The sequence below is a fragment of the Azospirillum sp. NS33 genome, from assembly GCF_059703765.1.
This window is the reverse complement of the sequence record NZ_BAAKJB010000004.1, coordinates 1-25498: the sequence shown is the minus strand read 5'-3', so window position 1 is coordinate 25498 and position 25498 is coordinate 1. Positions and strand designations below refer to the sequence as shown.

The following is a 25498-nucleotide window of genomic DNA, read 5'->3' as shown; positions in this document are numbered from 1 at the left end:
CGCCCATGCGCGACGCGGACCGATGCGCCCCGGCCCGGGCCGGTCGACGCAGCCCGCCGCTCCGCCGCGGGATGGTCCTGCCAATGATCCCTGTCGTCCAGGCCCCGCTTCCGACCCCCCGCTGCCGGGCGGCCCCCTCCGGGACAACCCAGGCCGCGCCCCCATGACGGGCGTGGCGTGATCACCGCCGGTTTCGAGGCGGGCCGCGCCCTGGCCTGCGGCGACTGTGGCCACGTGTACGATGCCGCGGCCGGCGACCCCGCCCGCGGCGTCGCGCCGGGGACCCTCCTGGGCCGCCTTCCCGCCACGTGGCGCTGCCCCGGCTGCGGCGCGCCGCGGCTTCGGTTCGCCGGCGCGGCCGTCAGCGCCGATCCCGCGCGCGAACGGCTGGTGGCGCTGGTCGAGGCCCACCGGCAGATCGCCGCCGCCGCGGACACGCCGCCGGCCAACCCGCGCCTGTCGGTCGAGGCGGTGGACTTCCGGCCGTGGGGCCCCGGGCTTCTCGGGGCGCTGATCACGCCCGGCGCGGTGGTGGTGACTCTGCTCCCCGACGCCCCCGACCACCTCGCGGCGCTGGCGGACGGTGCCGTGGTGACGGTCGCCCTGCCGTCGGGATCGTGCCGCTTCACCGTCGCCACCATGGGCGCGCTGGGCGGTGTCGCCGGTCTCCCGGCGGTCGCCGACCCGCGGACCCTGCCCGGCCAGGACGCCGCCCGCCGGGCCGCCCGCGCCGCGCTGGAAACACTGCTGGCGCCACCGCCGGTGCGGCACCTGGCCGCGGGGGACGCGGCCGCGGCCACCGGCGACGCAACGCCGGCGCTCTCCCGGCGCGCCCTCTTCCGCCGCGGCCGGTCATGACCGGGCCGGCGGGGCTCGAGGGGGTGGTCGCCGTGCGCCTCGTCGCGGCCGCCGGGGTCGTGGCCGAGGCCCGGGTCACGGTGCGCCGCCCCACCGCCGTCGCCCGCGCCCTGGCCGGGCGGAGCGTGGAGGAGGCGTTGCGCCTCGTCCCCCTGCTCTACAGCGTGTGCGGCACGGCGCAGGGCGTGGCGGCGGTGACCGCCGTCGAATCGGCGCTCGGCCTCGCCCCGGCGCCGGCGCACACCGCCGCCCGCGAGCTGCTGGTGCTGGCGGAGACCGCGGCCAGCCATGCCTGGCAGACGCTGATGGAATGGCCGCGGCTGATGGGCGAGGCGGCCCGGCCCGCCGAACTCGTCCCGCTGCGGGCGGCGGCGGCGGCCCTGGGGGCGGCGCTGCATCCCGCCGGCGACGCCCTGCGCCCGGGCGGCGGCGAGCTGCGACCCGACGCCGCGGCGCTGGGCGCCGCCATCGACGCCATCGCCGCCGCCGTGGCCGCCGCGGTGATCGACCATGAGCCGCCCGACGCCGCGGCGCTGGCCACCTGGGCGGCGGGGCGAACGACGCCGGCGGCGCGCCTGCTGACCCGTGCGCTGTCCCCCGGTCTCGCCGGCTTCGGCGCCAGCGCGGTGCGCCCCCTGCCGCCGCTGCCGGCCGACTGGTTCGCCCAGCGCCTGGCCACGGACTCCGGCTTCTCCGCCCGCCCACGCCTCGACGGCGGACCGGCCCTCACCGGGCCCCTGCCGCGCATGGCCGACCACCCGGCCGTGGCCGCCCTGGCGGCCCGCCACGGCGCCGGCCTGGCTGCGCACTTCGCGGCGCGGCTGTGCGAACTCGCCGCCCTGCCCGGCCGGCTGCGCGCCCGGGCCGCGGACCTCTGCGCCGCCGGCCCGGCGGACCCGGTCGCCGCCGGCCCGGCGGGGGCCGACGGCGACCGCGCCGGCGCGGCTCCCGGGAGCGGCGCCGGGGTGGTGGAGACGGCGCGGGGGCGGCTCGCCCACTGGGTGCGCCTGGACGGGCGGCGCATCGCCGAGTACCGTACCGTGGCGCCCACCGAATGGACCTTCGCCGCCGACGGCGCCCTGGCCCGCGGCCTCGTCGGCGCCGCCGTCGACGACGGCCTGCGCGCCCGCGCCGGGCTGCTGGTCGCCGCGCTCGACCCCTGCGTCGCCGCCGACATCGCCGTCGACGGCGGCCCGTGACGCGCCGCTCCACGGGGAGAAGACCGATGTGCCTGGCCGTGCCCGCCCGCGTCATCGCGCTCCTGGAGGGAGGCCGCGCCGAGGTCGCGCTGGCCGGCGGCCCCGCCGCCGTGTCGCTGGCCCTGGTGGACGGCGTGGCCGTCGGCGACCATGTGCTGGTCCAGGGCGGCTATGCGGTCGGCCGCCTCGATGCCGAGGAGGCGGCGCGGACGCTGGCGCTGCTGGCCGAGGCCGGAGTGATCGCGCGGTGACCATGGCGACGGCGCAACACCCGGCGCCCGCCGCGCATCGCGCGTTTGCTGCCGAGCCCGGGAGTACCCACATCAGGCGGTGGCCGCCGTCGCCGCGCCAAAAATTGAGATCGATGCTCCCCCGTGGTAACTTGCACGCGTGCGAGTGTCGGTGTCGGGACGCGGCGTCCGCCACCCGGTGAAATGTTGGTGTAGTGGCATCGATGTCTTGGAGCACGCCGGCACGGCCGGACAGTCGAGAGGGGCTCAGGATGGCGAAACTGGTCGGGGCGCTGTTGCTGCTGATGGTGGCGATGGGGCCGGCCTGCGCGCTCGTGCCGTCCGCCCGCGGCGACGTTACGGAACCGCTGGAGCATTTCCGCCAGGAGTTTGCGAAGGTCCGGACCAACAGCGCGCCGCTGTCCGTCGCCGACCGCAACTATCAGCTGTTCGCCGACGTGCTGCGGCGCGTCCTGGCCGAACACGTGAAGCCGTCGGAGCCGCAGATCCTGGTGGCCAAGGCCGTGGTCGGCCTCGCCAAGACCCGCGCCGAGGAGCCGACCGCCGACGACCGGCGCCTGACCGAGGCGGCGCTGGACAGCATGCTGACCTCGCTGGACCCCTATTCCAGCTTCCTCGACGCCGAGCACTTCCGCTACATGCGCGAGCAGACCCAGGGCGAGTTCGGCGGCCTCGGCATCGAGGTCACCATGGACGACGACAGCGGCCTGGTGCGCGTGGTGTCCCCCATCGACGGCTCGCCCGCGGCGCGGGCCGGGCTGCGCGCCGGCGACCTGATCGCCGGCATCGACGACGCGCCGGTCAAGGGCCTGAACCTGCGCGACGCGGTCGCCCGGATGCGCGGCCCGGTCGGCACCTCGGTCGACCTCACGCTGCGGCGGCCCAGCACCGAGCTGCCGGTGCGGGTGTCGCTGACGCGGGCCGTGGTGAAGATCCAGCCCGTGCGCTACCGGCTGGAGGGCGACGTCGCCTACATCCGCATCGCCGCCTTCAACCAGCAGACGACCCACAGCCTGGACGAGGCGGTGGAGGACATGCGCCGCCAGGCCAACGGCCGGCTGGCCGGCGCCGTGATCGACCTGCGCAACAACCCCGGCGGCCTGCTCGACCAGGCGGTCAGCGTCGCCGACCGCTTCCTGGAGGCGGTGGACATCGTCGCCGTGCGCGGCCGCGACCCGGCCGAGAACCGCCACTACACCGGGACCCCCGGCGACCTGATGGCCGGCCTGCCCATCGTCGTGCTGGTCAACAGCGGCTCCGCCTCGGCGTCGGAGATCGTCGCCGGCGCCCTGCAGGATCACAGCCGCGCGCTGCTGTTCGGCGTGCGCACCTATGGCAAGGGATCGGTGCAGACCATCTCGTCGCTGTCGGGCGACGTCGGCATCCGCCTGACGACGGCCCGTTACTTCCGCCCCTCCGGGGCGCTGGTGGACTGCTTCGGCATCAATCCCAACCTGGAGGTCCGCCCGGCCATGCCGGTGCCGGCCGGCACCCCGCCGCCGGAGGAGATCCACGCCGACCCCGCGGCCTGCGACCCCAACGCCCCGCCTCCCCCGGCCCAGCGCGCCTGGGCCATGGAGGAGCTGTGCCCGGACGTGGCGCTGATGCCCATCAACCCGGAGGGCGACCGCCCGATGGAATGCGCGGTGGCCGCCATCCGCACGCGGCTGATGGGGACCCTGATCGGCCGGAAGTGACGGCCCCCGAAGGGGCCCGTCGCATCAGGGGAACGGCACCACCGTGTGAAGGTGGTTGAGCGGCCCGTGGCCGTGGCCCAGGCCGGGCGCGGTCAGGATCGCGGTGTGCACGTAGGCCCGGGCGCGCGCCACGGCGTCGCGCACGCCCAGCCCCTGGGCGACGCCGGCGGCGATGGCGGAGGCCAGCGTGCAGCCCGTGCCGTGGGTGTGCGGGGTGTGGAACCGCTCGGACTCGAAGACCTCCTCACCGTCGTCGGAGAGCAGGAGGTCCTGCACGGTGTCACCCTCCATGTGGCCGCCCTTCAGCAGCACCGCGGTGGGACCGAAGCTGCGGATCAGCGCCGCCGCCCGCCGCATGTCGTCGAGATCGCGGATGACGACGTCGGTCAGCGCCTCCGCCTCCGGCACGTTGGGGGTGACGATGTCGGCCAGGGGCAGCAGGCGCCGGCGCAGGGTCAGCACCGCGGCCTCGGCCAGCAGGGGGTGGCCGCCCTTGGCCACCATCACCGGGTCGACCACCAGCGGCACGTTGACGGCGCGCGCCTCGTACTCGTTCGCCACCGCCTCGATGACCTCGACGGTGGCCAGCATGCCGATCTTCACGGCGTCGGCGCCGATGTCCTCCAGCACCACGTGCATCTGCTGCGCCACGAACGCGGGGTCCACGGGATAGACCCCGTGGACCCCCAGCGTGTTCTGGGCCGTCAGCGCGGTGATCGCCGTGGCGGCGTAGGCGCCCAACGCGCTGACCGCCTTGATGTCCGCCTGGATGCCGGCCCCCCCGCCGGAATCCGAGCCCGCGACGATCAGCACCCGTCCTTTCATGCTCCCCTGCCCTTCGTTCTCACTCGGCCGCCGCGACGGCCGGCTGCGATGCCGTCTGGATCGCCCCGGCGATGTCGGCGACGATGCGGTCCACCAGCGCCTCGTCATCGCCCTCGGCCATGACGCGGATCACCGGCTCGGTGCCCGACTTGCGGATCAGGATGCGGCCGCATCCGTCGAGGCGGCCCTCGCCGTCGCGGATGGCCTCCTTGACCAGGGCGTGCTCGAGCGGCTGCGACCCCGCGGCGAAACGGACGTTGGTCAGCTTCTGCGGCACCGGGGCGAACAGGCGGCAGACCTCGCTGGCCGGCCGGCCCACGGTCTGGATCACCGCCAGCACCTGCAGCGCCGCGATCAGCCCGTCGCCGGTGGTGGAGTAGTCGGACAGCACGATGTGCCCGGACTGCTCGCCGCCGACGTTGTAGCCCTTCTCGCGCATGTGCTCGACCACGTAGCGGTCGCCGACCGGGGTGCGCGCCAGGGTCAGGCCGAGCCCCTGGAGGTGGCGTTCCAGCCCCAGGTTCGACATCACCGTGGCGACCAGGCCGCCGCCCTTCAGCGTGTCCGCCTTGGCCCAGGAGGTGGCGACCAGCGCCATCAGCTGGTCGCCGTCGATGGCCCGGCCATGCTCGTCCACCATGATCAGGCGGTCGGCGTCGCCGTCCAGCGCGATGCCCAGATCGGCGCCCTCGGCCGCCACCGTCTCCTGCAGCAGTGTGGTGGCGGTGGCACCGCAGCCCTTGTTGATGTTCAGGCCGTCCGGCTTGACGCCGACCGGCACCACCTCCGCGCCCAGTTCGTACAGCACGTTGGGGGCCACCCGGTAGGCCGCGCCATGGGCGCAGTCGACGACGATCTTCAGCCCGTCGAGGCGCAGGCCGCGGGGAAAGGTGTTCTTGACGTACTCGATGTAGCGGCCCGGCGCGTCCTCCATGCGGCTGGCACGGCCGAGCGCCGCCGACCCGGCGAGGTCGGGGGCGAACGGCAGCTCCATGCGCGCCTCGATGGCCGCTTCCACCTCGTCCGACAGCTTGTAGCCGTCCGGGCCGAACAGCTTGATGCCGTTGTCCTGATACGGGTTGTGGGAGGCCGAGACCATCACCCCCATGTCGGCGCGCAGCGAGCGGGTCAGCATGGCCACCGCCGGGGTGGGCAGCGGCCCGACCAGCACCACGTCCATGCCCATCGAGATGAACCCGGCGGTCAGCGCCGGCTCCAGCAGGTAGCCCGACAGCCGCGTGTCCTTGCCGATCACCACCTTGTGCCGGTGGTCGCCGCGGCGGAACTGGAGCGCCGTCGCCATGGCGACCCGCAGGGCCGTTTCCGCCGTCATCGGCTCGGTGTTCGCGGTGCCGCGGATCCCGTCGGTGCCGAAGAGGTGTCTGGTCATGAAATGCTCCCGCGCTGGACCGTCATTTTACCGCAAATCCACGTGCGGCAAAGCCTTCTTCGCCGCAAGCCCGCTCCCCGGTCAAGCACCCTTCCGCGACCGTGCCGAAGTGTTACACAGCCTCCAGCGGGGCGCCCCGAAGGCCCCGCCTCCACCGAACGGACGGCTTTCCATGATCGACCTTCGCGACGCCACGGCGGACGACCTCGCGGCCCTGCTGGCCATCTACAACGACGCCGTCCTCACCACGACCGCGGTCTACGACGAGACGCCGCGCGACGCGGCGGCGCAGGCCGGCTGGTTCGCCGCCAAGGGCGCGCAGGGCCTGCCGGTGCTGGTCGCCGCCGACGGCGCCGGCAGGGTGCGCGGTTTCGCCAGCTACGGCCCGTTCCGCCCCTTCCCCGGCTTCCGCCACACCGTGGAGACCTCCCTCTACGTCGCCCCCGACAGCCGCGGCCAGGGCGTCGGCCGCCTCCTCCTGGCCGCGCTGGTGCAGCGCGCCCGGGCCGACGGCGCGCTGCACGCCATGGTCGCCGGCATCGACGCCGACAACGCCGCCAGCCTGCGCCTCCACGCCGCCCAGGGCTTCGTCGAGGTCGCCCGCATGCCCGAGGTCGGCCGCAAGTTCGGGCGCTGGCTGGATCTCGTGTTCCTGCAGCTCATCCTGTGACGCCCGGGCGGCCCACGGCGGACGGAGCACGGCCCGCGGTCAGCCGGCGGGGTGCAGGATGTTCCACAGGGCGCGGGCCTGGAAGGTCTCGGCGACGTCGTGGACGCGCAGCATCTGGGCGCCCTGGCTCCAGGCGTCGAGGCCGATGGCCAGGGAGCCCGGCGCGCGCTCCCTGGCCGGCTCGCCGCGCGACAGGCCGGCGATGAAGCCCTTGCGCGACACCCCGATCAGCACCCCGCAGCCGAGCCCGTGGTAGAGCGCCGTGTGCCGCAGGACGTGCATGTTGTGCTCCACCGTCTTGCCGAAACCGATGCCGGGGTCGACGACGATGCGGTCCAGCGGCACCCCGGCGGCGACGCAGGCCTCCACCCGGCCCTCCAGCCAATCGAACACGTCGAGCGCCGCGTCCTCATAGGTCGGGTTCGCCTGCATGGTGGTGGGGTCGCCCTGCATGTGCATCAGCACGACCGGCGCGCCGGCCCCCGCCACCACCGCCGGGCTGCCGGGATCGCCGGCCAGACCGCTGACGTCGTTGACGATGGCCGCCCCCGCCGCCAGCGCCGCCGCCATCACCCGGGCGTGGCGGGTGTCGACCGACACCACCGCGCCGGCCGCGGCGAAGTGACGGATCACCGGCAGCACCCGCGCCTCCTCCTCCTCCGGCGCCACCGGCGCGGCGCCGGGCCGGGTGGACTCGCCGCCCACGTCGAGGATGTCGGCCCCGGCGTCGAGCAGCGCCTGGCCGTGCGCCAGCGCCCGGGCCGGGTCGAGGAAGTCGCCGCCGTCGGAGAAGCTGTCGGGGGTCACGTTGACGATGCCCATGATCGACGGGCCGGTCAGCGGCACCCCGGCGAACGGCGGGCGCGGGCGGGTCAGCGCCGCCAGCCGGCGGTCCACGGCGTCGACCACCGCCGCACCGCGCGCCTTCGCCCAGGCCATGACGTCGGAGAGCGGCGCCACCGCCCGGTCGATCCGCCCCTCGGTCCGGGCGATGACCTCGACCATGGCGAAGGCGAAACGGCCGCCGGCCAGCGGCAGCGCCGGGGCCTCGACCGCCAGCCCGGCCGGCAGCAGCCCCACCGGGCGCAGGTAGAGCCGCGGCCGCGGCGCCCGCGCGATCCAGGGGCAGAAGGCGGACAGGGGAAGCGGCGCGGGCATCGGGCTGGTCTCCGGCGAACAGGTTGCGGCGAACGGGTCGAGGGACCAACGATAGCGCGGATCGCCGCCCCCGGCCATGGCGGCCGGCCGGCCGGGGGGCCCCCGCGGTGCCGTCCGGCCATCGCGCGGCCGCCATATTTTGGTCATCGCCCCATGGTTCGGTGGCGACGGGCGCGGGGGGCGTCGGAAACGGTGGCGGCACGCCCTATATCAAACCCCATCACCAACTCCCATCGGTCGGCACCGCGGATCGCCGGCCCGCGGCCACGGGAACGGAGGGCGGCATGCAGGACACGACGCGGGCGCGCCCGGGCGCGCCGTCGCCGCGGCGCGGCGGGGCATCCACCGACCCGGCCGCCGCCCCGGCCGGGCCGGCGGAGAGGACGCGGCGGGACGGCGAGCCGGTCTGGCGTCTGTGGCAGGCGCGGGCGTCGCTGACCTGGGAGCGCCTGTGGCCGGCGCTGTGGGTGCCGGTCGCCCTGGCCGGCGCCTTCCTGGCGCTGGCCCTGGCCAACGTGCTGCCGCTTCTGCCGGCGTGGCTGCACACGGCGGTGCTGGCCGCCGTCGCGGTCGCCGTGCCGGCAAGCCTGTACCGCGGCCTGCGCCGCGTCGCCCTGCCCGACCGCGCCGCGGCCCGCCGCCGGCTGGAGCGGGACAGCGGCCTCGCCCACCGCCCGCTCAGCGCCCTGCGCGACACCCCCGTGGGCGGCGACGCCACGGCGCTGGCGCTGTGGCGGCTGCACCAGGAGCGCATGCGCCGGGGTGCCAGCCGCCTGCGGGTCGCCCTGCCCCATCCCAACCTCGCCGCCCGCGACCCGCTGGCGCTGCGCATGGCGGTCGGCCTGCTGCTGGTCGTGGCGGTCGCCGGCGCCGGCACCGACTGGCGCCCCCGGCTGGCCGCCGCGTTCAGCCCGCGGTTCGATGCCGGCGCCGCGGTCCGGCCGGTGGCCCTCGACCTGTGGATCACGCCGCCCGAGTACACCGGGCTGCCCCCCGTCTTCCTCAAGGCCGGCGACGCGGCGGCGGGAGCGGGCGCGACGGCGGCCGGCGGCACCGCGCCGGGGACCGGCGGCCCGGTCGTCGTCCCGGCGGGCAGCCTGGCCCTGGGCCGGGTCACCGGGGGCGGCGAGGCGCCGACGCTGGCGATCGGCGACACCGCCGTGGCGTTCGAGACGGTGGACGCCGACAGCTTCCAGGTGCAGGCGCCGGTGACCGCGGGCGACCGCATCGCGGTCAGCCAGGACGGCACCAGTCTCGGCTCCTGGCCGATCACCGTGGTGCCGGACCAGCCTCCGACCATCGCCTTCGTCGCGCCGCCGGCCCAGACCGACCGCGGCGCCCTGCGCGTGGAGTACGTCGCCCAGGACGACCACGGCCTCGCCGCCGCCACCGGGACGGTGCGGCTGGCCGCCGAGGATCTTCCCGAGGCGCTGTCCGGCGACCCGCTGGAGCTGCCGCTGTCGTTGCCCGGGGTGAACCCGAAGGAGGCGCGCCAGGCCGGATTCCACGACCTCACCGCGCATCCCTGGGCCGGACTGCCGGTGACGGTGCGCCTCACCGCGACCGACGGCGCCGGCCAGAGCGGCAGCAGCGAAGAGTTCCCGATGATCCTGCCGGAGCGGGTGTTCAACCATCCCGTGGCCCGCGCCATCGTCGACCTGCGCAAACGCCTCACCCTCGCGCCGGGGGAGCGTCGGCCGGTCGCCGAAGGGCTGGCCGCGCTGTCGGCGCTGCCGGGGCAGTACCACAACGACATCGTCGCCTTCCTGGCGATGCGCAGCGCCGCCGCCCGCCTCATCCTCGACGAGGACGCGGGGGCGGTGCCGGCGGTCCAGGGGCTGATGTGGGAGACCGCCCTGCGCATCGAGGACGGCGGCCTCTCCCTGGCCGAGCGCGACCTGCGCGACGCCGAACGCCGGCTGGCCGAGGCGCTGGATCGCAACGCCTCCGACGAGGAGCTGCGCCAGCTCATGGACGAGCTGCAGCAGGCGCTCGACCGCTTCATGGAGGCGATGGCGGAGAACCTGCGCCAGGCGCTGGAGCGTGGCGAGCAGGTGCCGATGGTCCCGCCCGAGCTGGCCCAGAACATGCTGAACCAATCCGACCTCCAGGAGATGATGGACCGGATGCGCGAAATGGCCGAGGCGGGGGCGCGCGACGCCGCCCGCCAGATGCTGTCCCAGCTTCAGCAGATGATGGAGAACATGCGCGCCGGGATGATGGCCCAGGCGCAGCAGAACCAGCAGAACCAGGCCATGGAGACGCTGCGCGGCCTGCAGGAGCTGATGCAGCGCCAGCAGGAGCTGATGGATCAGACATTCCAGCGCGCCCAGGAGCAGATGAACGACGAGAGCGGCCTGCCCCAGCCGGGATCCCGCAGCCCGCGCGGCCGCGGCCAATCGCCCTCGGCCAGCCCGTTGACGCAGCAGCAGGCCGAGCAGCAGGAGGCGCTGCGCCGCCAGCTCGGCGAGCTGATGCGCCAGATGGGGGAGCAGATGGGCGAGATCCCGCAGCCCTTCGGACGGGCCGAGCGGGCGATGCGCGGCGCCGGCGAGGCGCTGGAGCAGGGCGCCCCGGGTGCGGCGGTGCCCAACCAGGCGCAGGCGATGCAGGAGCTGCAGCAGGGCATGCAGGGCATGGCCGAGCAGATGATGCAGCAGATGGCCGGCCCCGGCATGATGATGGGCCCGCCGGGCCAGCCGCCCGGCAGCCAGCCCGGCCGCGGCCGCGACCCGCTCAACCGCAACCCCTCGCCGTTCGGCCAGGTCGACAGCGGCGACGTCAAGGTGCCAGCCGAGGCCGACCTGCAGCGCGCCCGCGAGATCCTCGACGAGTTGCGCCGCCGCGCCGGCGAGTACGACCGCCCGCAGACCGAGCGCGATTACATCGACCGGCTGCTGCGGCAGTTCTGACGGCGGACCGTCCGGCCCGTCGCTCCGGCCCGGCGCTCTGACCCGCGGGGCCTCACGGCACCGGATCGATGCCCACCACGGTTTCCTCGATCAGCCAGTCGACGACGCGGCGCATCGCCTCCCAGCCGTCGGCGCCCTCCTCCAGGGCCTGGCGGTAGACCGCGACCTGGCGGTGGGCGCTGGTGCCGCGGGCGAGGATCGCGCGCGCCCCGGCCACCTCGTCGACGCAGCCGAAGTGGCGGGCATCCTCCTGCACCAGGTCGATCAGCTCCTCCAGCAGGTCGGCGTAGGCGACGATCTCGCCGCGGCCGAAGTCGACCAGCCCGTCGTCCAGGCCGTAGCGCTGGGCCCGCCAGCGGTTCTCCTCGATCAGCAGGCGGCGGTAGGGGCGCCAGGTGACGTTGCGCAACTTCAGCCGCCACAGCATCCGCAGCAGGCAGCGCAGCAGGGCGGCCACCGTCACCGCGTCGTCCAGGCGGGTGCAGACGTCGGTGATGCGCATCTCCAGGGTGGGGAACCGGCTGGAGGGGCGGATGTCCCACCACAGCTTGCTGGCGTCCTCGATCACCCCGCACTTCACCAGGACGTCGACGTGCTGGAGGTACTCGCCGAAGCTGGCGAAATCCTCGGGCATGCCGGTGCGCGGCAGGTCGTGCCAGACCGCCAGGCGGTAGGACTTGCGCTCCATCTCCCGCCCCCGCCAGAACGGCGACGAGGTGGACAACGCCAGCAGGTGCGGCAGGAAGTAGCGGACCTGGTTCATCAGGTCGATGCGCAGGTCGTCGTCCTCGATGCCGACATGGACGTGCATGCCGCAGATCATCAGCCGCCGCGCCGGGGCGCCGAGGTCGCGCGCCAGCATGTTGTAGCGGTCGCGGTTGGTGTGCTTCTGCGGCTCCCAGGCGGCGAACGGGTGGGTCGACGCGGCGATCGGGGCGAGGCCGTGGGCCCCGGCCACCCCGGCCACCGTGCCGCGCAGCCGCGCCAGCTCGGCCCGCGCCTCCTGGACGGTCCGGCAGACCGCCGTGCCGACCTCGATCTGGCAGCGCAGGAACTCCGGCTGGATCTGCCCCGGGGCCTGCGCCTGGGCGGCCTCCAGCATGGCGTCGGGCGGCGCCGGCACGATGTCGCGGCTGCGCCGGTCGACCAGCAGGTACTCCTCCTCCAGGCCGATGGTGAAGGCCGGCTCGCCCGCGGTCATTCGCCGCCGTCCCGGGGATGGTGCTCGACGCGGTAGAGGCCGGGGTCGGCCAGCACCGGCTCAAGCGCATCGCCCAGGATGGCGGCCCAGGCGGCGGCGCCGTCCGGCGTCGCGATCAGGTCCTGGCGGACCTCCAGCAGCACGTTGGGAAGCCCGGCCGGGGTGGCGTGGGTCTCCACCGTGCCGCCCAGGGTGCCGCGGCCCGAATAGGGCTCGTTGTCGCCGACGCACCAGCGCCGGTCGGCGCGCAGGCGCTCCAGCAGGGGGCGGGCGATGCGCGGGTCGTGGTCCCACAGCACGCCGACGTGCCAGGGCCGGGCGACGCCGCGCATCGCCGGCGTGAAGCTGTGCACCGACACCACCGCCGGCACCATCCCGGCGGCCCGGCGCGCCGCCAGCACCCCGGCCACCGTCTCGTGGTAAGGGTGGAAGATGGCGTCGACGCGGCGCCGCACGCCGGCGGCGTCCAGCGCCCGGTTGCCGGGGATCACCACGTCGTCGCTGACCACCGGCACGGCGGTGGGGTCGTCCAGGGAGCGGTTGGGGTCGATCACCAGGCGCGAGTAGCCCGCCAGCACGGCGGTCGCGCCGAGGCGGTCGGCCAGGCCACGGGTCACGTCGGCGGCGCCGATGTCGTAGGCGATGTGACGGGCCAGCGCGTCCTCGTCCAGACCCAGGCTGCCCAGGGCGGCGGGGATCGCCCGGTGGGCGTGGTCGCACACCAGCACCACCGGCCCGGTGGCGTCGGGGTTGAGGACGGTGGCCGGCGGCGGGTCGCCCGGGCCGAGCAGCGGCGGCTGCGCCGCCGGGCGCGCCGGCAGCGGTCCGGTGACCGGGCGGACGTGCTGGGTTGGGGTTCGCAGGGTCATGGCCGCCACTCTAGCCCAGGCACGGCGCGGGGCGGAAGCCGCCAGCGGCGGAGGTACACCGTCCGCGTCCCCCGGGCCGGCACGCCGGTCGGCGATTCGCGCGCCGGACGGTTGGTTCGCACAACGGAGCCATGCCCGCGGCACGGATGACGGCCCGGCCATCCCCCCGCTATAAGCGTGTCATGCCCGACGCCCCCTCCGCCGCGCTGCCCCTGGCCTCCTCCGCGCCCAGCGGTGCCGGCCGCACCCAGCGCATCGCCCTGATCGCCCTGCTGGCGGGCGCCCTGGGCATCGCCTTCGCGCCGATCTTCGTGCGGCTGTCGGAAGTCGGGCCGAGCGCCACCGCCTTCTGGCGCGTCGCCTTCGCGCTGCCGGCGCTGATGCTGTGGATGCGCCTGGAGCCCCGCGGCGCGGGCGCCCCGCGCCGCCCCTCCGGCCTCGGCGACCACCTGCGGCTGACCGCCGCCGGGCTGTTCTTCACCGGCGACCTCGCGGTCTGGCACTGGTCGATCCAGTACACCTCGGTCGCCAACGCCACCCTTTTGGCCAATTTCGCGCCGATCTTCGTCACCCTGGTGTCCTGGCTGGTGTTCAAGGAGCGCTTCTCCCGGGCCTTCGTGCTGGGACTGGCCCTGGCCCTGGGCGGCGCCATGGTGCTGATGGGGCGCAGCCTGCAGCTCAGCGCCGACGCCGCCTTCGGCGACGCCCTGGGGCTGCTCACCGCGGTGTTCTACGGTGGCTACATCCTGTCGGTCGGCCGGCTGCGGGCCGAGTTCTCGACCGCCACCATCATGACGTGGAGCGGCGCGGTGACGGCGGTCACGCTGCTGCCCATCGCGCTGCTGTCGGGCGAAGGGCTGATCGCGCCGACGGCGGCGGGGTGGGCGGTGCTGCTGGGCCTCGCCCTGCTCAGCCACGCCGGTGGCCAGAGCCTGATCGCCTACGCGCTGGCCCATCTTCCCGCCGCCTTCTCCTCGGTCAGCCTGCTGATCCAGCCCGCCGCCGCCGCCATCCTGGCCTGGGTGCTGCTGAACGAACCGCTGGGGCCGTGGCAGGCCGTCGGCGCCGCGGTGATCCTGGCGGGCATCCTGCTGGCGCGCCGCGGCAGCCGTTGACGTTGCGAATCCCCAGGGCGGATACTCGGACCATGAGCGATCGCGATGCCTCCGCCCCCCTCCCCGCCCCGCCGCCCGGCGCCGGCGGCGCCCGGCCCGACCCGGCCCGGCGGGTGTCGGAATGGGTGGCCGAGCGCCTGCTGGAGCGCATCGGGACGGGCGAGCTGGAGCCGGGCCAGCGCCTGCCCGGCGAACGCCAGTTGGCCGAACAGCTCAACGTCAGCCGGGTGTCCGTGCGGGCGGCCCTGCAGACCCTGAAGACGCAAGGCTTCCTCACCGCCGTCCAGGGGGGCGGCACCCGCGTGGTGTCGTCGGCCGGCACCATGGACGCGGCGCTGACCGCCATGGTCCGGGTCAAGCTGGACAACCTCTACGACCTGGTCGAAATCCGCATGGCGCTGGAAACCTGGGCGGCGCGCCGCGCCGCCGAGCGGGCGACGGCGGAGCAGCTCGACCACATCGGCCGCATCGTCGAGGCGATGCACCAGCCCGGGCGCAACCGCACCGACGACGACATCGACTTCCACATCGCCATCGGCCGGGCCGCCGGCAGCCCCGTCTACCTGCACATCCTGTCCACCATCCGCGAGATCCTCGGCCAGATGGTCGAGTTCCACCACTCCCCGGCCTTCCTTGCCGACCGCGAGGAGGCCATGCTGGGCCACCACACCGCGATTTACGAGGCGCTGCGACGGCGCGCCCCGGACGAGGCCGCCGACGCCATCCGCGCCCATCTGCGGTGGGTGCTCGAGCGCTACCGCCGGATCGAGCCGCCGGACGCCGGGGACGGCGCCGCCCCCCGCGCCCCGCCCGACGGCGCGGACCCCGCCGAGACCCCCGGCGCGGACCCCGGCGCAGAGCCCGGCGCGTAGGGTCCCGGCGCCCCGGGCCGCGCGGCATCATTGACCGGGTCCACGAAACCCGGTATGGCGCTGGCCCATGGCCGTCTACACCGAAGTTTCCGACGAGGAGCTCAGCGCCTTCGTCGCCCAGTACGATCTGGGAGCCGTCCTCTCGTGCAAGGGTATCGCCGAGGGAGTGGAGAACTCCAATTTCCTGCTGGTCTGCGACACCGGCCCCTTCATCCTCACCCTGTACGAGAAGCGCACGCGCCGCGAGGACCTGCCGTTCTTCCTGGGCCTGATGGAGCATCTGGCGACCAAGGGGGTGGCCTGCCCGCAGCCGGTGAGCGGGCGCGACGGCGCCGCGTTGCGCGAGCTGTGCGGCCGCCCCGCGGTGATCGTCACCTTCCTCAAGGGGATGTGGCCGCGCCGCGTCCAGCTTCACCACTGCGCCCAGCTCGGCACCGCGCTGGCGCGCCTGCACCTGGCGGTGGGCGACTTCGCGCCGCGCCGCGAGAACGCCCTCTCCCTGCCGGGGTGGCGGGACCTGCACGCCCGCTGCGCCGGGCGCGCCGACACCGTGCGCCCCGGGCTGCGGGCGACGCTGGACGCGGAGCTGTCGGCGCTGCAGGCCCATTGGCCGACCGACCTGCCGTCCGGGGTCATCCACGCCGACCTGTTTCCCGACAACGTGTTCTTCAGCGGCGACGCGCTCTCCGGGCTGATCGATTTCTATTTCGCCTGCAACGACTTCCTGGCCTACGACCTGGCGATCTGCCTGAACGCCTGGTGCTTCGAGCCGGACGGCGCCTTCAACGCCACCAAGGCGCGCCAGCTGCTGGCCGGCTACGCCCGCGTCCGGCCGCTGTCCGCCGCCGAGGCGGCGGCCCTGCCCTGGCTGTGCCGGGGCGGCGCGGTGCGCTTCCTGCTGACCCGGCTCTACGACTGGCTGAATCACCCTCCGGGCGCGTTCGTGCGGCCGAAGGACCCGCTGGAATACCTGCACAAGCTGCGCTTTCACCAGCAGGTGCGCGGCCCCGGCGAATACGGAATGGACCTGCTGCCATGAACGAACCCCGCACGACCGGCGCCGTCGACATCTTCACCGACGGCGCGTGCAGCGGCAACCCCGGCCCCGGCGGCTGGGGCGCCATTCTGCGCTATGGCGACACGGACAAGGAGCTGTGGGGCGGCGAGCCCGCCACCACCAACAACCGCATGGAGCTGATGGCGGCGATCCAGGCGCTGGAGGCGCTGAAGCGGCCGGTCAAGATCCGCCTCTACACCGACAGCGAGTACGTGAAGAACGGCATCACCAAGTGGATCCACGGCTGGAAGGCCAAGGGCTGGCAGACCGCGGACCGCAAGCCGGTCAAGAACGTCGATCTCTGGCAGCGCCTGGACGAGGCGCAAAGCCGCCACGACATCGAGTTCCACTGGGTGCGCGGCCACGCCGGGCACCCCGAGAACGAGCGCGCCGACGCGCTCGCCCGTCAGGGCCTCCAGGAATCGCGCGGGCGCTGATCCCTACTCCTCCGGATCGGGGTGGGGCGGGTCCCCGACCGGCTTCCAGGCGCGCTGGATGTCGATCTCGGCCGGCAGGGACTCGTCCGGCGGCGGTTCGCCGAGGCGCTCGAGGTCGTCCTGCGAGGCGGTGTCGTCCTCGGTCTCCGGCGCCGGGGGAAGGCCGGTCTTGGCGCTGGTCGCCGCCGTGCCGGCGTCGTCGAGGCGCCGCATCGGCACCTCGTCCACGACCACGGTGCCGGCCGGCCCGGCGCCTCCCGTCGCCCCTCCCGCCAGGCCGGGCTGGTCGGCGGTGTCCCCGGCCCGCGCCGCCGGGTTGGCCGGCCGCGCCAGCGCATCGCCGGCCGGCGCCCCGTACTGCCGGCCCACCGCCGTCGCCGGCGCATCCTCCGCCGACGGACGGTCCCACCCCGGCGGCGGCGCCGGGGTGAGGTGGTCCTGCGCCGTGTTGGCCCCGGGGGCCTGGGCGGCGGCCGGAAGGGCGGTGGCGCCGAGAAGCAGCGCGGCGGTGATCGGGCCAAGTCTGGTCACGGGGCCTTCTCCTTCGGTCATGGGGGGCCCGCCGCGCGGGCGGCCGGCCGGGCTGCCCATCCAACAGCATGGGCACGGAGGGTGTTCCCCGCGGCGACGGTCCGGGTTGCGCCGGTGCGGCAAATGATCCCGGCGTGACCGCTGGACTTGGGGGGCGGAAGCCCCTACCTTGACAGTGGTGGCATTTCGTGCCGCGGCCGGGTCAGCCGACCCGCCCGGGGCACGGCATCCAACGTTGCCCCCGACGAAACGAGGACGCCATGTACCGCGACAATTCGCTGATGCCGAAGGAAGCCGTGCGACTCGCGGTCCTGGGCACCCTGATCCAGAGCGGGCCGACCCGTTACGCCGACCTCGCGTCCGCGGTGCGGCATTTTCTGGACCGCATCGTCGGGCCGTCGCTGGACCTCATGGGCACCTCGCTGGAGATGCTGCGCTACGAGGGGCTGGTGGAGGCGCTGGACGGCTCGGGCATGGAGGACAACGCCCTGCTCGCCCCCACCGCGGCGGGCCGGCTGGAGTTCGACACGCTGATGCGGGCCAACGTCCGCGCACCCTCGGCGGACGGGTTGAACAAGCTGGTGATCGCCCTCAAGCTCGGCTTCCTGCATCTGCTGGACGGCGAGGCGCAGCGCGACCAGGTGGACCATCTCCTGGTGCTTCACGAAACCGAACTGGCCCGCCTCACCGACCTCAAGCATCGCCACGCCGACGACCCCGGTGTCCTCGCCGCGTGGCTCGACCATGACCTGCAACTGACCCAGGCGCGGATCTCCTGGTTCGAGGGCCTGCTGCAGCGGTTGTGACATGGGAGTGCAAACAATCCCCGTGACAATTGCTGTGTCGACGCCGCGACGTCGTCTATTCGCCGGGTGCGATCTGGTGTAGCTTCAGGTCAACTCTGACCGAACAACTGCCCGGACGCACGCGATGGCCACGACGCCGCTGACCGACGACCTCGAAGACCGTTTGCGCATCGAATTCGTCGATGATGCGCGGGATCGTCTCCATCTGATGTACGAGGCGCTGGAAGGCCACGCGAAGGGGACGCGCAGCGACGCCGACGTGATCGGTCTGGTGCGGCTCGGCGCGCACAACCTGAAGGGCATGGGGACCAGCTTCGGCTATCCGACCGTCAGCCTGGTGGCCCACCGCCTCGAGGACTACCTCACCGACCTCGCCCGGCTCGACGAGCGCGAGGTGCCGAACATCCAGGTCTTCCTCGACCGGGTGGCCGAGCTGGTCGACCGCGCCGAGCAGCCGGCGCTCGCCGAAACCAACAAGATCATCCGCGCGCTCCCCGTCCGCTACAAGTTCGAGGTGACGGACGTCGAGATCCACGACGTCGAGATCATGGTGGTGACGCCGTCCAAGGTGGCAGCGAAGAAGGTGGGCAAGGAACTCGCGGCGTGCGGCTTCCGCACCATCACCGTCGGCGACCCCATCGAGTCGATCAGCCTGGCGGTGCGCGTCCCCCCCGACATGCTCATCGCGTCGATGGTCATGGACGGGCTGTCCGGCCTCGACCTCATCCGCGGCCTGCGCGCCATGAGCGTCACGCGCGACGTGCCGATGGCCCTGCTGACCTCGATGGCCCTGGACAACCCGGCGCTCAAGGAGATCCCCGACGGTGTGTCGGTGATCCGCGTGGGCGAGCATTTCGGCGAGGACTTCGCCGCCGTGGTCTCCCGCCACAACCTGGGCTGAGCCCCCGGGCCGCTGGACCCGGCGGCCGGCGCCCCTCAGTAGAGGTGCTGGCCGCCGGTGATGAAGATCTCGGTTCCGGTGACGTAGGCCATGTCGGGACCGCAGAGCTGGAAGACGACCGCCGCCACCTCCTCCGGCGTGCCCATGCGGTGCAGCGGGATGCGCGGGATCAGCACGTCATACTCCGGCCCGGTCATGGCCGTCTCGATCTCGCCCGGGGCCACCGCGTTCACCCGCACGCCCAGCTCGGCGAACTCGACCGCCATCTCCCGCGTCAGGCCCGACAGGGCGGCCTTGGAGGTGGAGTAGGCCGATCCGGCGAAGGCGTGGACGGAGTGGCCGGCGATCGAGGTGACGTTGACGATCGCGCCCTTGCCGCGCGCCAGCGCCGCCGCGAAGCCGCGGGCCAGCACCAGCGGCGCGAAGAAGTTCAGCTCGAACACCCGGTACCACCCGGCGATGTCGCCGTTCAGGCATCCCAGACGCTCCTTGATGGGTGTCTTCGGCGACACCCCGGCGTTGTTCACCAGCGCGCCGAGCGGCGCCCCATCCAGCGCTTCGTTCGCCTCGGTGATGAAGGCCTGCCGGCTGGCCGGGTCGGACAGGTCGGTGGGGATGTGGTGCGTCCAGTTGGGGTCGCGCCGGCAATGGGCCGGCACCTCCTCGCGCGAGCAGGAGATGACCCGCCACCCCTCGGCGCTGAAGCGCGCGACGGTGGCGTGGCCGATGCCCCGGCTGGCGCCGGTCAGGATCACGGTCTTGCGGTGCGGCATGGCGCGCATGCTAGCGCGGTTTGCCGCGCCCCGCCAGAGGGCGCCGGCCGTTGACGGCCACCGCCCACGCCCCAACCTTTCAGACACGGCCGGCGCCGCCGCCCGCCCGCACTCGCACAAAGGAACTCCGCCCGGTGCTGCGCCGCCTCATCGTCACGCTCGCGCTGGCCGGCTGCGCCCTGCCGGCCGCCGCCCCCGCCCCGGCCAACTCGGCAGCGCCGGGCGCCCCCCCGCCCGGCGTGTGCGTCGCTGCCGGCGCGTGGTCCAGCGGAACCGGGCAGGCGCTGGCCGCCGACGCCGTGCTGCGGCGCGCGGCGGCCGCCCCCGCCGTGCTGCTGGGGGAGAGCCACGACGAGCCGGAGCATCACCGCTGGCAGCTCCACACCCTGGCCGGCATCCACGCCCTGAACCCCGCCATCGCCATCGGCCTGGAGATGGTCCCGCGCTCGCGCCAGGCGGCGCTGGACCGCTGGTCCGCCGGCCGGTCGAGCGAGGCGGAGCTGCTGCGCGAGAGCGGCTGGGAGGAGGTGTGGGGCTTCGACGCCGGGATGTACCTGCCGATCTTCCATTTCGCCCGCATGCACCGCATCCCGATGGTCGCGTTGAACGTCGAGCGCGCGCTGGTCGCCCGCACCGGCCGGGAGGGCTGGGCCGCCGTGCCCGCGGCCGAGCGCGAGGGGGTCGGCGACCCGGCGCCGCCGCCCGCCGCCTATCTCGACCGCCTGGCCGAGGTCATGGCGCACCACGGCGACCGCGCCGGCGGGCGCGACTCGCCGGGCTTCGCGCGGTTCGTCGAGGCGCAGTCGGTCTGGGACCGCGCGATGGCCGAGCGCATCGCCGCCACCCGCGCCGCCACCGGCCGCACCGTGGTGGCGCTGATGGGGGCGGGCCACATCGAGGACCGCTTCGGCGTGCCCCACCAGCTCGCCGACCTGGGAATACCCGACTCCGTGGTGCTGCTGCCGTGGCCGGCGACGCGCGACTGCACCCGCCTCGACGGCGGCGTCGCCGACGCCGTGTTCGGCCTCGCCCCGCCGGTGCCGGCGGCGCCACCGCCGCGGCCCCGCCTGGGCGTGATGCTGGAGCCGGCGGACGGCGGCGTCCGCATCGGCGAGGTGCAGGGCGGCAGCGTCGCCGCGGCGGCCGGTCTGGCCTCCGGCGATCTGGTGGTGGCCGCGGCCGGCACCCCCGTCGCCACGCCGGCCGACCTCAGCGCCATCGTCCAGCGCCAGGCGCCGGGCACCTGGCTGCCCATCACGGTGCGGCGCGACCGCGCGCGGCGCGACCTGGTGGCCAAGTTCCCGGCGCGGTGAGCCGACGCGCTCAGCCCAGCGCCCGCAGCACCGCCGCGAGGGTGCCGACCGTCTCGTCGATGTGGGTGGGCTCGACGATCAGCGGCGGCGACAGGGCGATGATGTCGCCGGTGGCCCGCACCAGAAGCCCGTTGGCGAAGCAGGAGGTGAAGACCTCGTAGCCGCGTGCGCCCGGCGCGCCTGGCCGCGGCTCCAGCTCGATCGCCGCGGCGAGGCCGATGGTGCGCAGGTCCACCACGTGGGGCAGGCCCTTCAGGGTGAAGACGGCGTCGGCCCAGACCTCCTCCAGGGCGCGGGCGCGGGCGAACAGCCCCTCCTCCTCGTAGGTGTCCAGCGTCGCCTCGGCCGCCGCGCAGGCCAGCGGGTGAGCCGAATAGGTGTAGCCGTGGAACAGCTCGATCGCCGCCTCGGGCCCGGTCATCAGGGCGTCGTGGACGTGGGCGCGGGCGAACACGGCCCCCATCGGCACGCAGCCGTTGGTGATGCCTTTCGCGGTGGTCACCAGGTCCGGCAGCACGCCGAACCGTTCGACCGCGAAGCCGGTGCCGAGCCGGCCGAAGCCGGTGATCACCTCGTCGAAGATCAACAGGATGCCATGGCGGTCGCAGATCGCCCGCAGCCGCTCCAGATACCCCTTGGGCGGCGGCAGCACGCCGGTCGATCCGGCCACCGGCTCGACGATCACCGCGGCGATGGTGGAGGCATCGTGAAGCGCGACGATGCGCTCCAGGTCGTCGGCGAGGTGGCCGCCCCAGTCCGGCTCGCCACGGCTGAACCCCTGGCGGCCGCGGTCGTAGGTGTGCGGCAGATGGTCGACGCCGGGCAGCAGGGCCGGCGCGAAGGCCTTGCGGTTGGCGGGGATGCCGCCGACCGACATGCCGCCGAAGCCGACGCCGTGGTACCCCCGCTCGCGCCCGATCAGGCGGAAGCGCTGCCCCTCGCCGCGGGCGCGGTGGTAGGCCAGCGCCATCTTCAGCGCGGTGTCCACGGACTCCGAGCCGGAGTTGGTGAAGAAGACGTGGTCGAGGTCGCCCGGCATCATCGCGGCCAGCCGGGTCGCCAGGCGGAAGGCGCGGGGGTGCCCGACCTGGAAGGCGGTGGCGTAGTCCAGCTCCGCGATCTGCCGCTGCACCGCCTCGACGATGCGCGGCCGGGCATGGCCGGCGTTCACGCACCACAGGCCGGCGACCGCGTCGAGGATGCGGCGCCCGTCGTCGGCGGTGTAGTGCATGCCCTCGGCCGCCACCAGCATGCGCGGGTTCGCCTTGAACCGCCGGTTGGCGGTGAACGGCATCCAATAGGCGGCGAGGTCGTTGGGGCGCAGATCCGCGCCCCGCGCCACGGTGTCGTCCATGTCCCGTTCCCTTTCCACGCCGTCGTGCCCAGTCGGGCGAGCCTACCGCCCGGCAGGGGGCGCGCTCAAGCGCCGGGGCGCCGGGCGCGGGCCGCTCCGCTGGTCCGGGCGATCCATCCAATTTTGGTCAAACTCGTCGTGAATACCATGATATGCTTCCGCTCATGCGATCCGGCGCTTCGACAGGGAGGTGGGGCATGGAGGTGCAGGGCCCCTTGGCTGTGGTGGTCGACGACGATGCGCGGTGCCTCGACGTCCTGGAGACCTGCCTGGAGAGCCGCGGCTTCGTCGTCGTCACCTTCGCGGAGGCCGGAGAGTTCTTCCGCCTGATCCCGAACAGCGCGTTCCGCCCGACCGTCGCGATCATCGACGGGTCCGGGCCGGACCGCCGCGCCTACGCGGCCCTGGCCGACGAGTACCACCGCTGCGCCCAGGCCTTCCCCGTGGTGGTGCTGACCCGGCCCGAGGCGCCCGCGCCGACCGGCCGGGTGCCGAACGGATGCCATTTCCTCAGCAAGCCGGTCCACCCCGGCCGCCTCGGCGCGCTGCTCGACGCGGTGGTCGAGCGCCCCCACCCCCGCCACCGCACCGCCTGAGCGCGGCGCCCGCCCGGACGGGGCACCCCCGACGGTGCCGGCCACGCCTACGCACCGGGGCTATCTCGCCACGGCGGTGCCGGCATCCCAGATACAGGGGGGACGACAGGGCGACGACCGAAGGAGGCTGGTGGTGGTGTTCGGCTTGGGACGGCGCGCCGCGGACACGGAACAGCGCGGCAGCGCCGCGGACACGGAACAGCGCGGCAGCGCCGCGGTCCCGCGGGGCTTGCGCGTCTACGCCGTGGGCGACGTCCATGGTCGCCTCGACCTGCTGGAGCGCCTGTTGCGGCGCATCGAGGAGGACGCGGCCGACGCCGGCGACGCCATCAAGTACCTGGTGTTCCTCGGCGACTACGTCGACCGCGGCCCGGAGTCCGCGGGCGTGGTGGACCGCCTGCTGGCCGGCCCGCCGCCCGGGTTCGGTGCCGTGCACCTCAAGGGGAACCACGAGCAGGCCTTGCTCGAGTTCCTCGACGACACCGCGGTCGGGCCGGGCTGGCTCACCTACGGCGGCCGCGAGACCCTGGCCAGCTACGGCGTGCCGCCGCCCGCGGCCGACGCCCCGCGCGAGGTACTCGCCATGGTCCAGCAGCAGTTCCGCGCCCGCCTGCCCGACGCTCACCGCCGCTTCTACGAGGGGCTGCGCCGGCACCTCGCCATCGGTGACTACCTGTTCGTGCACGCCGGCATCCGCCCCGGGGTGCCGCTGGCCGAGCAGACGGAGCGCGAGTTCCTGTGGATCCGCGACGGCTTCCTCGACTGCGAGGCGCCCCTGGGGGCGGTGGTGGTGCACGGCCACACCATCAGCAAGCGGCCGGAGGTGCGGTCCAACCGCATCGGCATCGACACCGGCGCCTACGCCTCGGGACGGCTGACCTGCCTGGTGCTGGAGGGCATGGGCCGGCGGTTCCTGGGCACCTGAGCCCTTGCCGGGCGGCGGCGCCCGTGGAATGGTCGCGCGGCCCCGCCCCCCTCCGCCGCCACTCCCCTCCGCCGCCACGGTCCGCCGCCATGCCCAGCCCCTTCGACGCCACCGACGCCCGCGTGAAGGCGGCGCTCGACCGCCCCCTGCTCTTCGTGGTCGGCGCCCCCCACTCCGGCACGACGGCGGTCCAGCTCACCCTCGACCGGCACCGCGAGATCCGCTGCGCCGGCGAAGGCCACTTCACCGACTGGTTCGGCACGCCGCTGAAGGACCTGCTCGGCGCCTACAACGCCAGGCTGGCGGCCAACAACGCCGCCATCCACCCCCGGACCGCCAGCCACCACGGCTTCACGACGGGCGATTTCCGCCACCTCCTTCGCACCGCCATCGGCCTTGCCCTCGCACGGCTCGATCTGCCGCCCGGCACCCGCCTGGTCGGCGAGGCGACACCGGCCTACGTCCAGCGCCTCGACGTGCTGGAGGCGCTGTTCCCGACCGCGAAGGTCCTGCACGTGGTGCGCGACGGCCGGACGGCCGTCCTGGCCGCCCTGGCTGCGGCGGCGGGGGCCGAAGGGACGGCGGGGGCGGCGGCGCGGGGCGGCCCCGGCTGGCACCAGCTGGTGGAGACGGCGGCCCGGCAATGGGCGGGCGATGTCGGCAAGGCGGTCGTCTTCGGGGCCAGCCGCCCCGACCGCTACCACGAGATCCGGATCGAGGACCTGCAGGCCGACCCGGGCCCGCACATGGCCGCCCTCCTGCGCTTCCTGGAGGTCGATCCGGAGGGGCTGACCGAGCGGCCGGTGACGGTGGCGGCGCCGCCCGGGCCGCCGCTGGACGGACCCGCCCTGGAGATCGTCATGCGGCACCAGGAGGCGTTGCTGCGCCAGTTCGACTACACCTAGCCGGCGCCCGCGTCAGGCGGGGCCGGCCTGGAGCGCGGCCAGCGCCGCGCGGGCCAGCGACAGCACCAGCACCGCCTCCACCGCGCGCAGCATCAGGCGGATCACCAGACCGGCGAAGCCGCCGGCCCAGCCCGGGCCGGGGAACACCTCGTCGACCATGGCGGCGACGGTGCGGTGGAACCGCCGGGTCGCGGCGCCGGCCACCAGCAGCAGCGGCGGCGTTCCGACCATGAAATAGAGGATGCCCTTCCAGGTCGCGTAGCTCCAGGGTGCCGCGGCGAAGCCGACCGCGCCGGCGACGATCCACACCGCCACCGGCCAGACGTCCCATCCCTCGGCCCCGTCCGGCCGCGGCTCGGCCACCCTCACGCGCCCGGCAGGTGGCGGTAGGCCATCACCAGCCCCACCCCTCCGGCCGCGCCGGCCAGCGGCAGCAGCAGCTCGACGTAGCGGGCCTCCGGCAGGACCGGGTCGTTGCGCACGAGATGGCACAGCGGCGACGCCGCGGCGACGCAGGCCCGCAGGTCGGCCAGGGCGCGGGCGGCGGCGTCCGGTCCGTGGCAGGCGGTGAGGGTCCGGGCAACCGGGCGGAACCCCATGCGCCGCTGCAGGGCACGCCCGCAGGCGCGGTAGAGGAAGTCACCGCCGGCCAGCGGCTCCAGCAGGGCGAGGCGCGGCACGCACTCGCGGATCTGCGCGGTGTCGATCTCCGCCGCCCCGGGCATCGCCCGCTGCTGCTTCAGCCGGCGCCAATGGGAGTAGAGGATGCGCGCCTGGGGCGGCGCCATGTCGATGTCCAGCGGGCTGGAGGAGCAGACCGCGGGCGGCGCCTCGGCCGCCGCCTCGGCGGCGGCACGCGCCGGCCCGGAGGCGGCCGCGATCG

General features: G+C 74.6%; 26 protein-coding genes. 16 read left to right on the top strand and 10 right to left on the bottom strand.

From position 1 onward, the window contains the following. Nucleotides 1–177 precede the first annotated feature (177 nt). The 4 genes from hybE (at nt 178) to AC6H2I_RS05240 (ending at nt 4005) form a co-directional block, all read left to right on the top strand. Nucleotides 178–858, top strand: coding sequence for a [NiFe]-hydrogenase assembly chaperone HybE (gene hybE, locus AC6H2I_RS05255; RefSeq protein ID WP_497499529.1), 681 nt, complete (start codon nt 178–180; stop codon nt 856–858). Then, nucleotides 855–2057, top strand: coding sequence for a nickel-dependent hydrogenase large subunit (locus AC6H2I_RS05250; protein WP_497499528.1), 1203 nt, complete (start codon nt 855–857; stop codon nt 2055–2057). The genes hybE and AC6H2I_RS05250 overlap by 4 nt, the downstream gene beginning before the upstream one ends. A 26-nt stretch (nt 2058–2083) precedes the next feature. Then, complete coding sequence (locus tag AC6H2I_RS05245) at nt 2084–2308, top strand: HypC/HybG/HupF family hydrogenase formation chaperone (protein WP_497499527.1); 225 nt, start codon at nt 2084–2086, stop codon at nt 2306–2308. A 251-nt stretch (nt 2309–2559) separates the two neighbouring features. Continuing rightward, a complete protein-coding gene (locus tag AC6H2I_RS05240) occupies nt 2560–4005 on the top strand; it encodes a S41 family peptidase (protein ID WP_497499526.1) in 1446 nt (481 codons plus the stop codon). 24 nt (nt 4006–4029) lie between these two features. Here AC6H2I_RS05240 and thiD read toward each other — a convergent pair whose 3' ends face one another. Together thiD and glmM are read right to left on the bottom strand one after the other, a co-directional pair. Next, entirely contained in the window at nt 4030–4830 is an 801-nt protein-coding gene (gene thiD / locus AC6H2I_RS05235; RefSeq protein WP_497499525.1) for a bifunctional hydroxymethylpyrimidine kinase/phosphomethylpyrimidine kinase, read from the bottom strand. 19 nt (nt 4831–4849) lie between these two features. Beyond that, the gene (glmM, locus tag AC6H2I_RS05230; protein ID WP_497499524.1) at nt 4850–6220 is read right to left on the bottom strand and encodes a phosphoglucosamine mutase; all 1371 of its coding nucleotides are present in this window, start codon (nt 6218–6220) and stop codon (nt 4850–4852) included. Nucleotides 6221–6392: 172 nt separating this feature from the next. On the opposite strand from glmM, the gene AC6H2I_RS05225 reads away from it, so the two are divergent. Next, entirely contained in the window at nt 6393–6890 is a 498-nt protein-coding gene (locus tag AC6H2I_RS05225) for a GNAT family N-acetyltransferase (protein ID WP_497499523.1), read from the top strand. A gap of 39 nt (nt 6891–6929) precedes the next feature. Here the strand turns inward: AC6H2I_RS05225 and folP are convergent, their stop codons facing one another. Next, nucleotides 6930–8048: a dihydropteroate synthase gene (gene folP, locus AC6H2I_RS05220; RefSeq protein ID WP_497499522.1), complete on the bottom strand. Its 1119-nt coding sequence runs from the start codon at nt 8046–8048 to the stop codon at nt 6930–6932. 284 nt (nt 8049–8332) lie between these two features. On the opposite strand from folP, the gene AC6H2I_RS05215 reads away from it, so the two are divergent. Continuing rightward, nucleotides 8333–10960 (top strand): TIGR02302 family protein, encoded by a 2628-nt coding sequence (locus AC6H2I_RS05215; RefSeq protein ID WP_497499521.1) that lies wholly within the window; start codon nt 8333–8335, stop codon nt 10958–10960. 52 nt (nt 10961–11012) lie between these two features. Here the strand turns inward: AC6H2I_RS05215 and AC6H2I_RS05210 are convergent, their stop codons facing one another. Then, nucleotides 11013–12161: a carboxylate-amine ligase gene (locus AC6H2I_RS05210; protein ID WP_497499520.1), complete on the bottom strand. Its 1149-nt coding sequence runs from the start codon at nt 12159–12161 to the stop codon at nt 11013–11015. After that, nucleotides 12158–13030, bottom strand: a complete 873-nt coding sequence (locus tag AC6H2I_RS05205) for an N-formylglutamate amidohydrolase (protein ID WP_497499519.1) — start codon at nt 13028–13030, stop codon at nt 12158–12160. The genes AC6H2I_RS05210 and AC6H2I_RS05205 overlap by 4 nt, the downstream gene beginning before the upstream one ends. A 182-nt stretch (nt 13031–13212) precedes the next feature. On the opposite strand from AC6H2I_RS05205, the gene AC6H2I_RS05200 reads away from it, so the two are divergent. The 4 genes from AC6H2I_RS05200 to rnhA all read left to right on the top strand — a co-directional run bounded on the left by AC6H2I_RS05200 (nt 13213) and on the right by rnhA (nt 16511). Beyond that, complete coding sequence (locus AC6H2I_RS05200; RefSeq protein ID WP_497499518.1) at nt 13213–14145, top strand: DMT family transporter; 933 nt, start codon at nt 13213–13215, stop codon at nt 14143–14145. Between the two features lie 32 nt (nt 14146–14177). After that, the gene (locus tag AC6H2I_RS05195; RefSeq protein WP_497499517.1) at nt 14178–15017 is read left to right on the top strand and encodes a FadR/GntR family transcriptional regulator; all 840 of its coding nucleotides are present in this window, start codon (nt 14178–14180) and stop codon (nt 15015–15017) included. Between the two features lie 67 nt (nt 15018–15084). Continuing rightward, complete coding sequence (locus AC6H2I_RS05190) at nt 15085–16056, top strand: homoserine kinase (RefSeq protein WP_497499516.1); 972 nt, start codon at nt 15085–15087, stop codon at nt 16054–16056. Continuing rightward, entirely contained in the window at nt 16053–16511 is a 459-nt protein-coding gene (rnhA, locus tag AC6H2I_RS05185) for a ribonuclease HI (RefSeq protein WP_497499515.1), read from the top strand. The genes AC6H2I_RS05190 and rnhA overlap by 4 nt, the downstream gene beginning before the upstream one ends. Nucleotides 16512–16514: 3 nt before the next feature. On the opposite strand, the gene AC6H2I_RS05180 is transcribed toward rnhA, so the two are convergent. Continuing rightward, on the bottom strand, nt 16515–17042 hold the full coding sequence (locus tag AC6H2I_RS05180; RefSeq protein ID WP_497499514.1) for a hypothetical protein: 528 nt from the start codon (nt 17040–17042) through the stop codon (nt 16515–16517). Between the two features lie 260 nt (nt 17043–17302). Between AC6H2I_RS05180 and AC6H2I_RS05175 the strand changes: the two genes are divergently transcribed. Beyond that, on the top strand, nt 17303–17848 hold the full coding sequence (locus tag AC6H2I_RS05175) for a hypothetical protein (protein WP_497499513.1): 546 nt from the start codon (nt 17303–17305) through the stop codon (nt 17846–17848). A 124-nt stretch (nt 17849–17972) separates the two neighbouring features. Beyond that, a complete protein-coding gene (locus tag AC6H2I_RS05170) occupies nt 17973–18749 on the top strand; it encodes an Hpt domain-containing protein (RefSeq protein WP_497499512.1) in 777 nt (258 codons plus the stop codon). 35 nt (nt 18750–18784) lie between these two features. Here the strand turns inward: AC6H2I_RS05170 and AC6H2I_RS05165 are convergent, their stop codons facing one another. Continuing rightward, nucleotides 18785–19522 (bottom strand): SDR family NAD(P)-dependent oxidoreductase, encoded by a 738-nt coding sequence (locus AC6H2I_RS05165; RefSeq protein WP_497499511.1) that lies wholly within the window; start codon nt 19520–19522, stop codon nt 18785–18787. A gap of 134 nt (nt 19523–19656) precedes the next feature. On the opposite strand from AC6H2I_RS05165, the gene AC6H2I_RS05160 reads away from it, so the two are divergent. Then, on the top strand, nt 19657–20835 hold the full coding sequence (locus tag AC6H2I_RS05160) for a ChaN family lipoprotein (protein ID WP_497499510.1): 1179 nt from the start codon (nt 19657–19659) through the stop codon (nt 20833–20835). 10 nt (nt 20836–20845) lie between these two features. Here AC6H2I_RS05160 and aptA read toward each other — a convergent pair whose 3' ends face one another. Then, complete coding sequence (gene aptA, locus AC6H2I_RS05155) at nt 20846–22189, bottom strand: omega-aminotransferase AptA (RefSeq protein ID WP_497499509.1); 1344 nt, start codon at nt 22187–22189, stop codon at nt 20846–20848. 197 nt (nt 22190–22386) lie between these two features. Here aptA and AC6H2I_RS05150 point away from each other — a divergent pair, with 197 nt between their 5' ends. The 3 genes from AC6H2I_RS05150 to AC6H2I_RS05140 all read left to right on the top strand — a co-directional run bounded on the left by AC6H2I_RS05150 (nt 22387) and on the right by AC6H2I_RS05140 (nt 24615). Further along, on the top strand, nt 22387–22785 hold the full coding sequence (locus tag AC6H2I_RS05150) for a hypothetical protein (protein WP_497499508.1): 399 nt from the start codon (nt 22387–22389) through the stop codon (nt 22783–22785). A gap of 133 nt (nt 22786–22918) precedes the next feature. Beyond that, nucleotides 22919–23710: a metallophosphoesterase gene (locus tag AC6H2I_RS05145; RefSeq protein ID WP_497499507.1), complete on the top strand. Its 792-nt coding sequence runs from the start codon at nt 22919–22921 to the stop codon at nt 23708–23710. An 89-nt stretch (nt 23711–23799) separates the two neighbouring features. Continuing rightward, a complete protein-coding gene (locus AC6H2I_RS05140; RefSeq protein WP_497499506.1) occupies nt 23800–24615 on the top strand; it encodes a sulfotransferase family protein in 816 nt (271 codons plus the stop codon). A gap of 12 nt (nt 24616–24627) precedes the next feature. Here the strand turns inward: AC6H2I_RS05140 and AC6H2I_RS05135 are convergent, their stop codons facing one another. Both AC6H2I_RS05135 and AC6H2I_RS05130 read right to left on the bottom strand, forming a co-directional pair. Continuing rightward, on the bottom strand, nt 24628–24978 hold the full coding sequence (locus AC6H2I_RS05135) for a hypothetical protein (protein ID WP_497499505.1): 351 nt from the start codon (nt 24976–24978) through the stop codon (nt 24628–24630). Nucleotides 24979–24980: 2 nt separating this feature from the next. Then, nucleotides 24981–25498: PAS domain-containing protein (locus AC6H2I_RS05130; protein ID WP_497499504.1), on the bottom strand; the 518-nt coding region annotated here is incomplete at its 5' end.

What these genes read in the sequence shown, in the direction of transcription:
- AC6H2I_RS05250 (WP_497499528.1), top strand. Translation starts at nt 855, where the DNA reads ATGACCGGGCCGGCGGGGCTCGAGGGGGTGGTCGCCGTGCGCCTCGTC.
- AC6H2I_RS05165 (WP_497499511.1), bottom strand. Translation starts at nt 19,522, where the DNA reads ATGCCGCACCGCAAGACCGTGATCCTGACCGGCGCCAGCCGGGGCATC.
- AC6H2I_RS05245 (WP_497499527.1), top strand. Translation starts at nt 2,084, where the DNA reads ATGTGCCTGGCCGTGCCCGCCCGCGTCATCGCGCTCCTGGAGGGAGGC.
- AC6H2I_RS05175 (WP_497499513.1), top strand. Translation starts at nt 17,303, where the DNA reads ATGTACCGCGACAATTCGCTGATGCCGAAGGAAGCCGTGCGACTCGCG.
- AC6H2I_RS05150 (WP_497499508.1), top strand. Translation starts at nt 22,387, where the DNA reads ATGGAGGTGCAGGGCCCCTTGGCTGTGGTGGTCGACGACGATGCGCGG.
- AC6H2I_RS05140 (WP_497499506.1), top strand. Translation starts at nt 23,800, where the DNA reads ATGCCCAGCCCCTTCGACGCCACCGACGCCCGCGTGAAGGCGGCGCTC.
- AC6H2I_RS05170 (WP_497499512.1), top strand. Translation starts at nt 17,973, where the DNA reads ATGGCCACGACGCCGCTGACCGACGACCTCGAAGACCGTTTGCGCATC.
- AC6H2I_RS05225 (WP_497499523.1), top strand. Translation starts at nt 6,393, where the DNA reads ATGATCGACCTTCGCGACGCCACGGCGGACGACCTCGCGGCCCTGCTG.
- AC6H2I_RS05205 (WP_497499519.1), bottom strand. Translation starts at nt 13,030, where the DNA reads ATGACCCTGCGAACCCCAACCCAGCACGTCCGCCCGGTCACCGGACCG.
- AC6H2I_RS05240 (WP_497499526.1), top strand. Translation starts at nt 2,560, where the DNA reads ATGGCGAAACTGGTCGGGGCGCTGTTGCTGCTGATGGTGGCGATGGGG.
- AC6H2I_RS05195 (WP_497499517.1), top strand. Translation starts at nt 14,178, where the DNA reads ATGAGCGATCGCGATGCCTCCGCCCCCCTCCCCGCCCCGCCGCCCGGC.
- AC6H2I_RS05190 (WP_497499516.1), top strand. Translation starts at nt 15,085, where the DNA reads ATGGCCGTCTACACCGAAGTTTCCGACGAGGAGCTCAGCGCCTTCGTC.
- thiD (WP_497499525.1), bottom strand. Translation starts at nt 4,830, where the DNA reads ATGAAAGGACGGGTGCTGATCGTCGCGGGCTCGGATTCCGGCGGGGGG.
- AC6H2I_RS05210 (WP_497499520.1), bottom strand. Translation starts at nt 12,161, where the DNA reads ATGACCGCGGGCGAGCCGGCCTTCACCATCGGCCTGGAGGAGGAGTAC.
- rnhA (WP_497499515.1), top strand. Translation starts at nt 16,053, where the DNA reads ATGAACGAACCCCGCACGACCGGCGCCGTCGACATCTTCACCGACGGC.
- aptA (WP_497499509.1), bottom strand. Translation starts at nt 22,189, where the DNA reads ATGGACGACACCGTGGCGCGGGGCGCGGATCTGCGCCCCAACGACCTC.
- AC6H2I_RS05200 (WP_497499518.1), top strand. Translation starts at nt 13,213, where the DNA reads ATGCCCGACGCCCCCTCCGCCGCGCTGCCCCTGGCCTCCTCCGCGCCC.
- glmM (WP_497499524.1), bottom strand. Translation starts at nt 6,220, where the DNA reads ATGACCAGACACCTCTTCGGCACCGACGGGATCCGCGGCACCGCGAAC.
- AC6H2I_RS05215 (WP_497499521.1), top strand. Translation starts at nt 8,333, where the DNA reads ATGCAGGACACGACGCGGGCGCGCCCGGGCGCGCCGTCGCCGCGGCGC.
- folP (WP_497499522.1), bottom strand. Translation starts at nt 8,048, where the DNA reads ATGCCCGCGCCGCTTCCCCTGTCCGCCTTCTGCCCCTGGATCGCGCGG.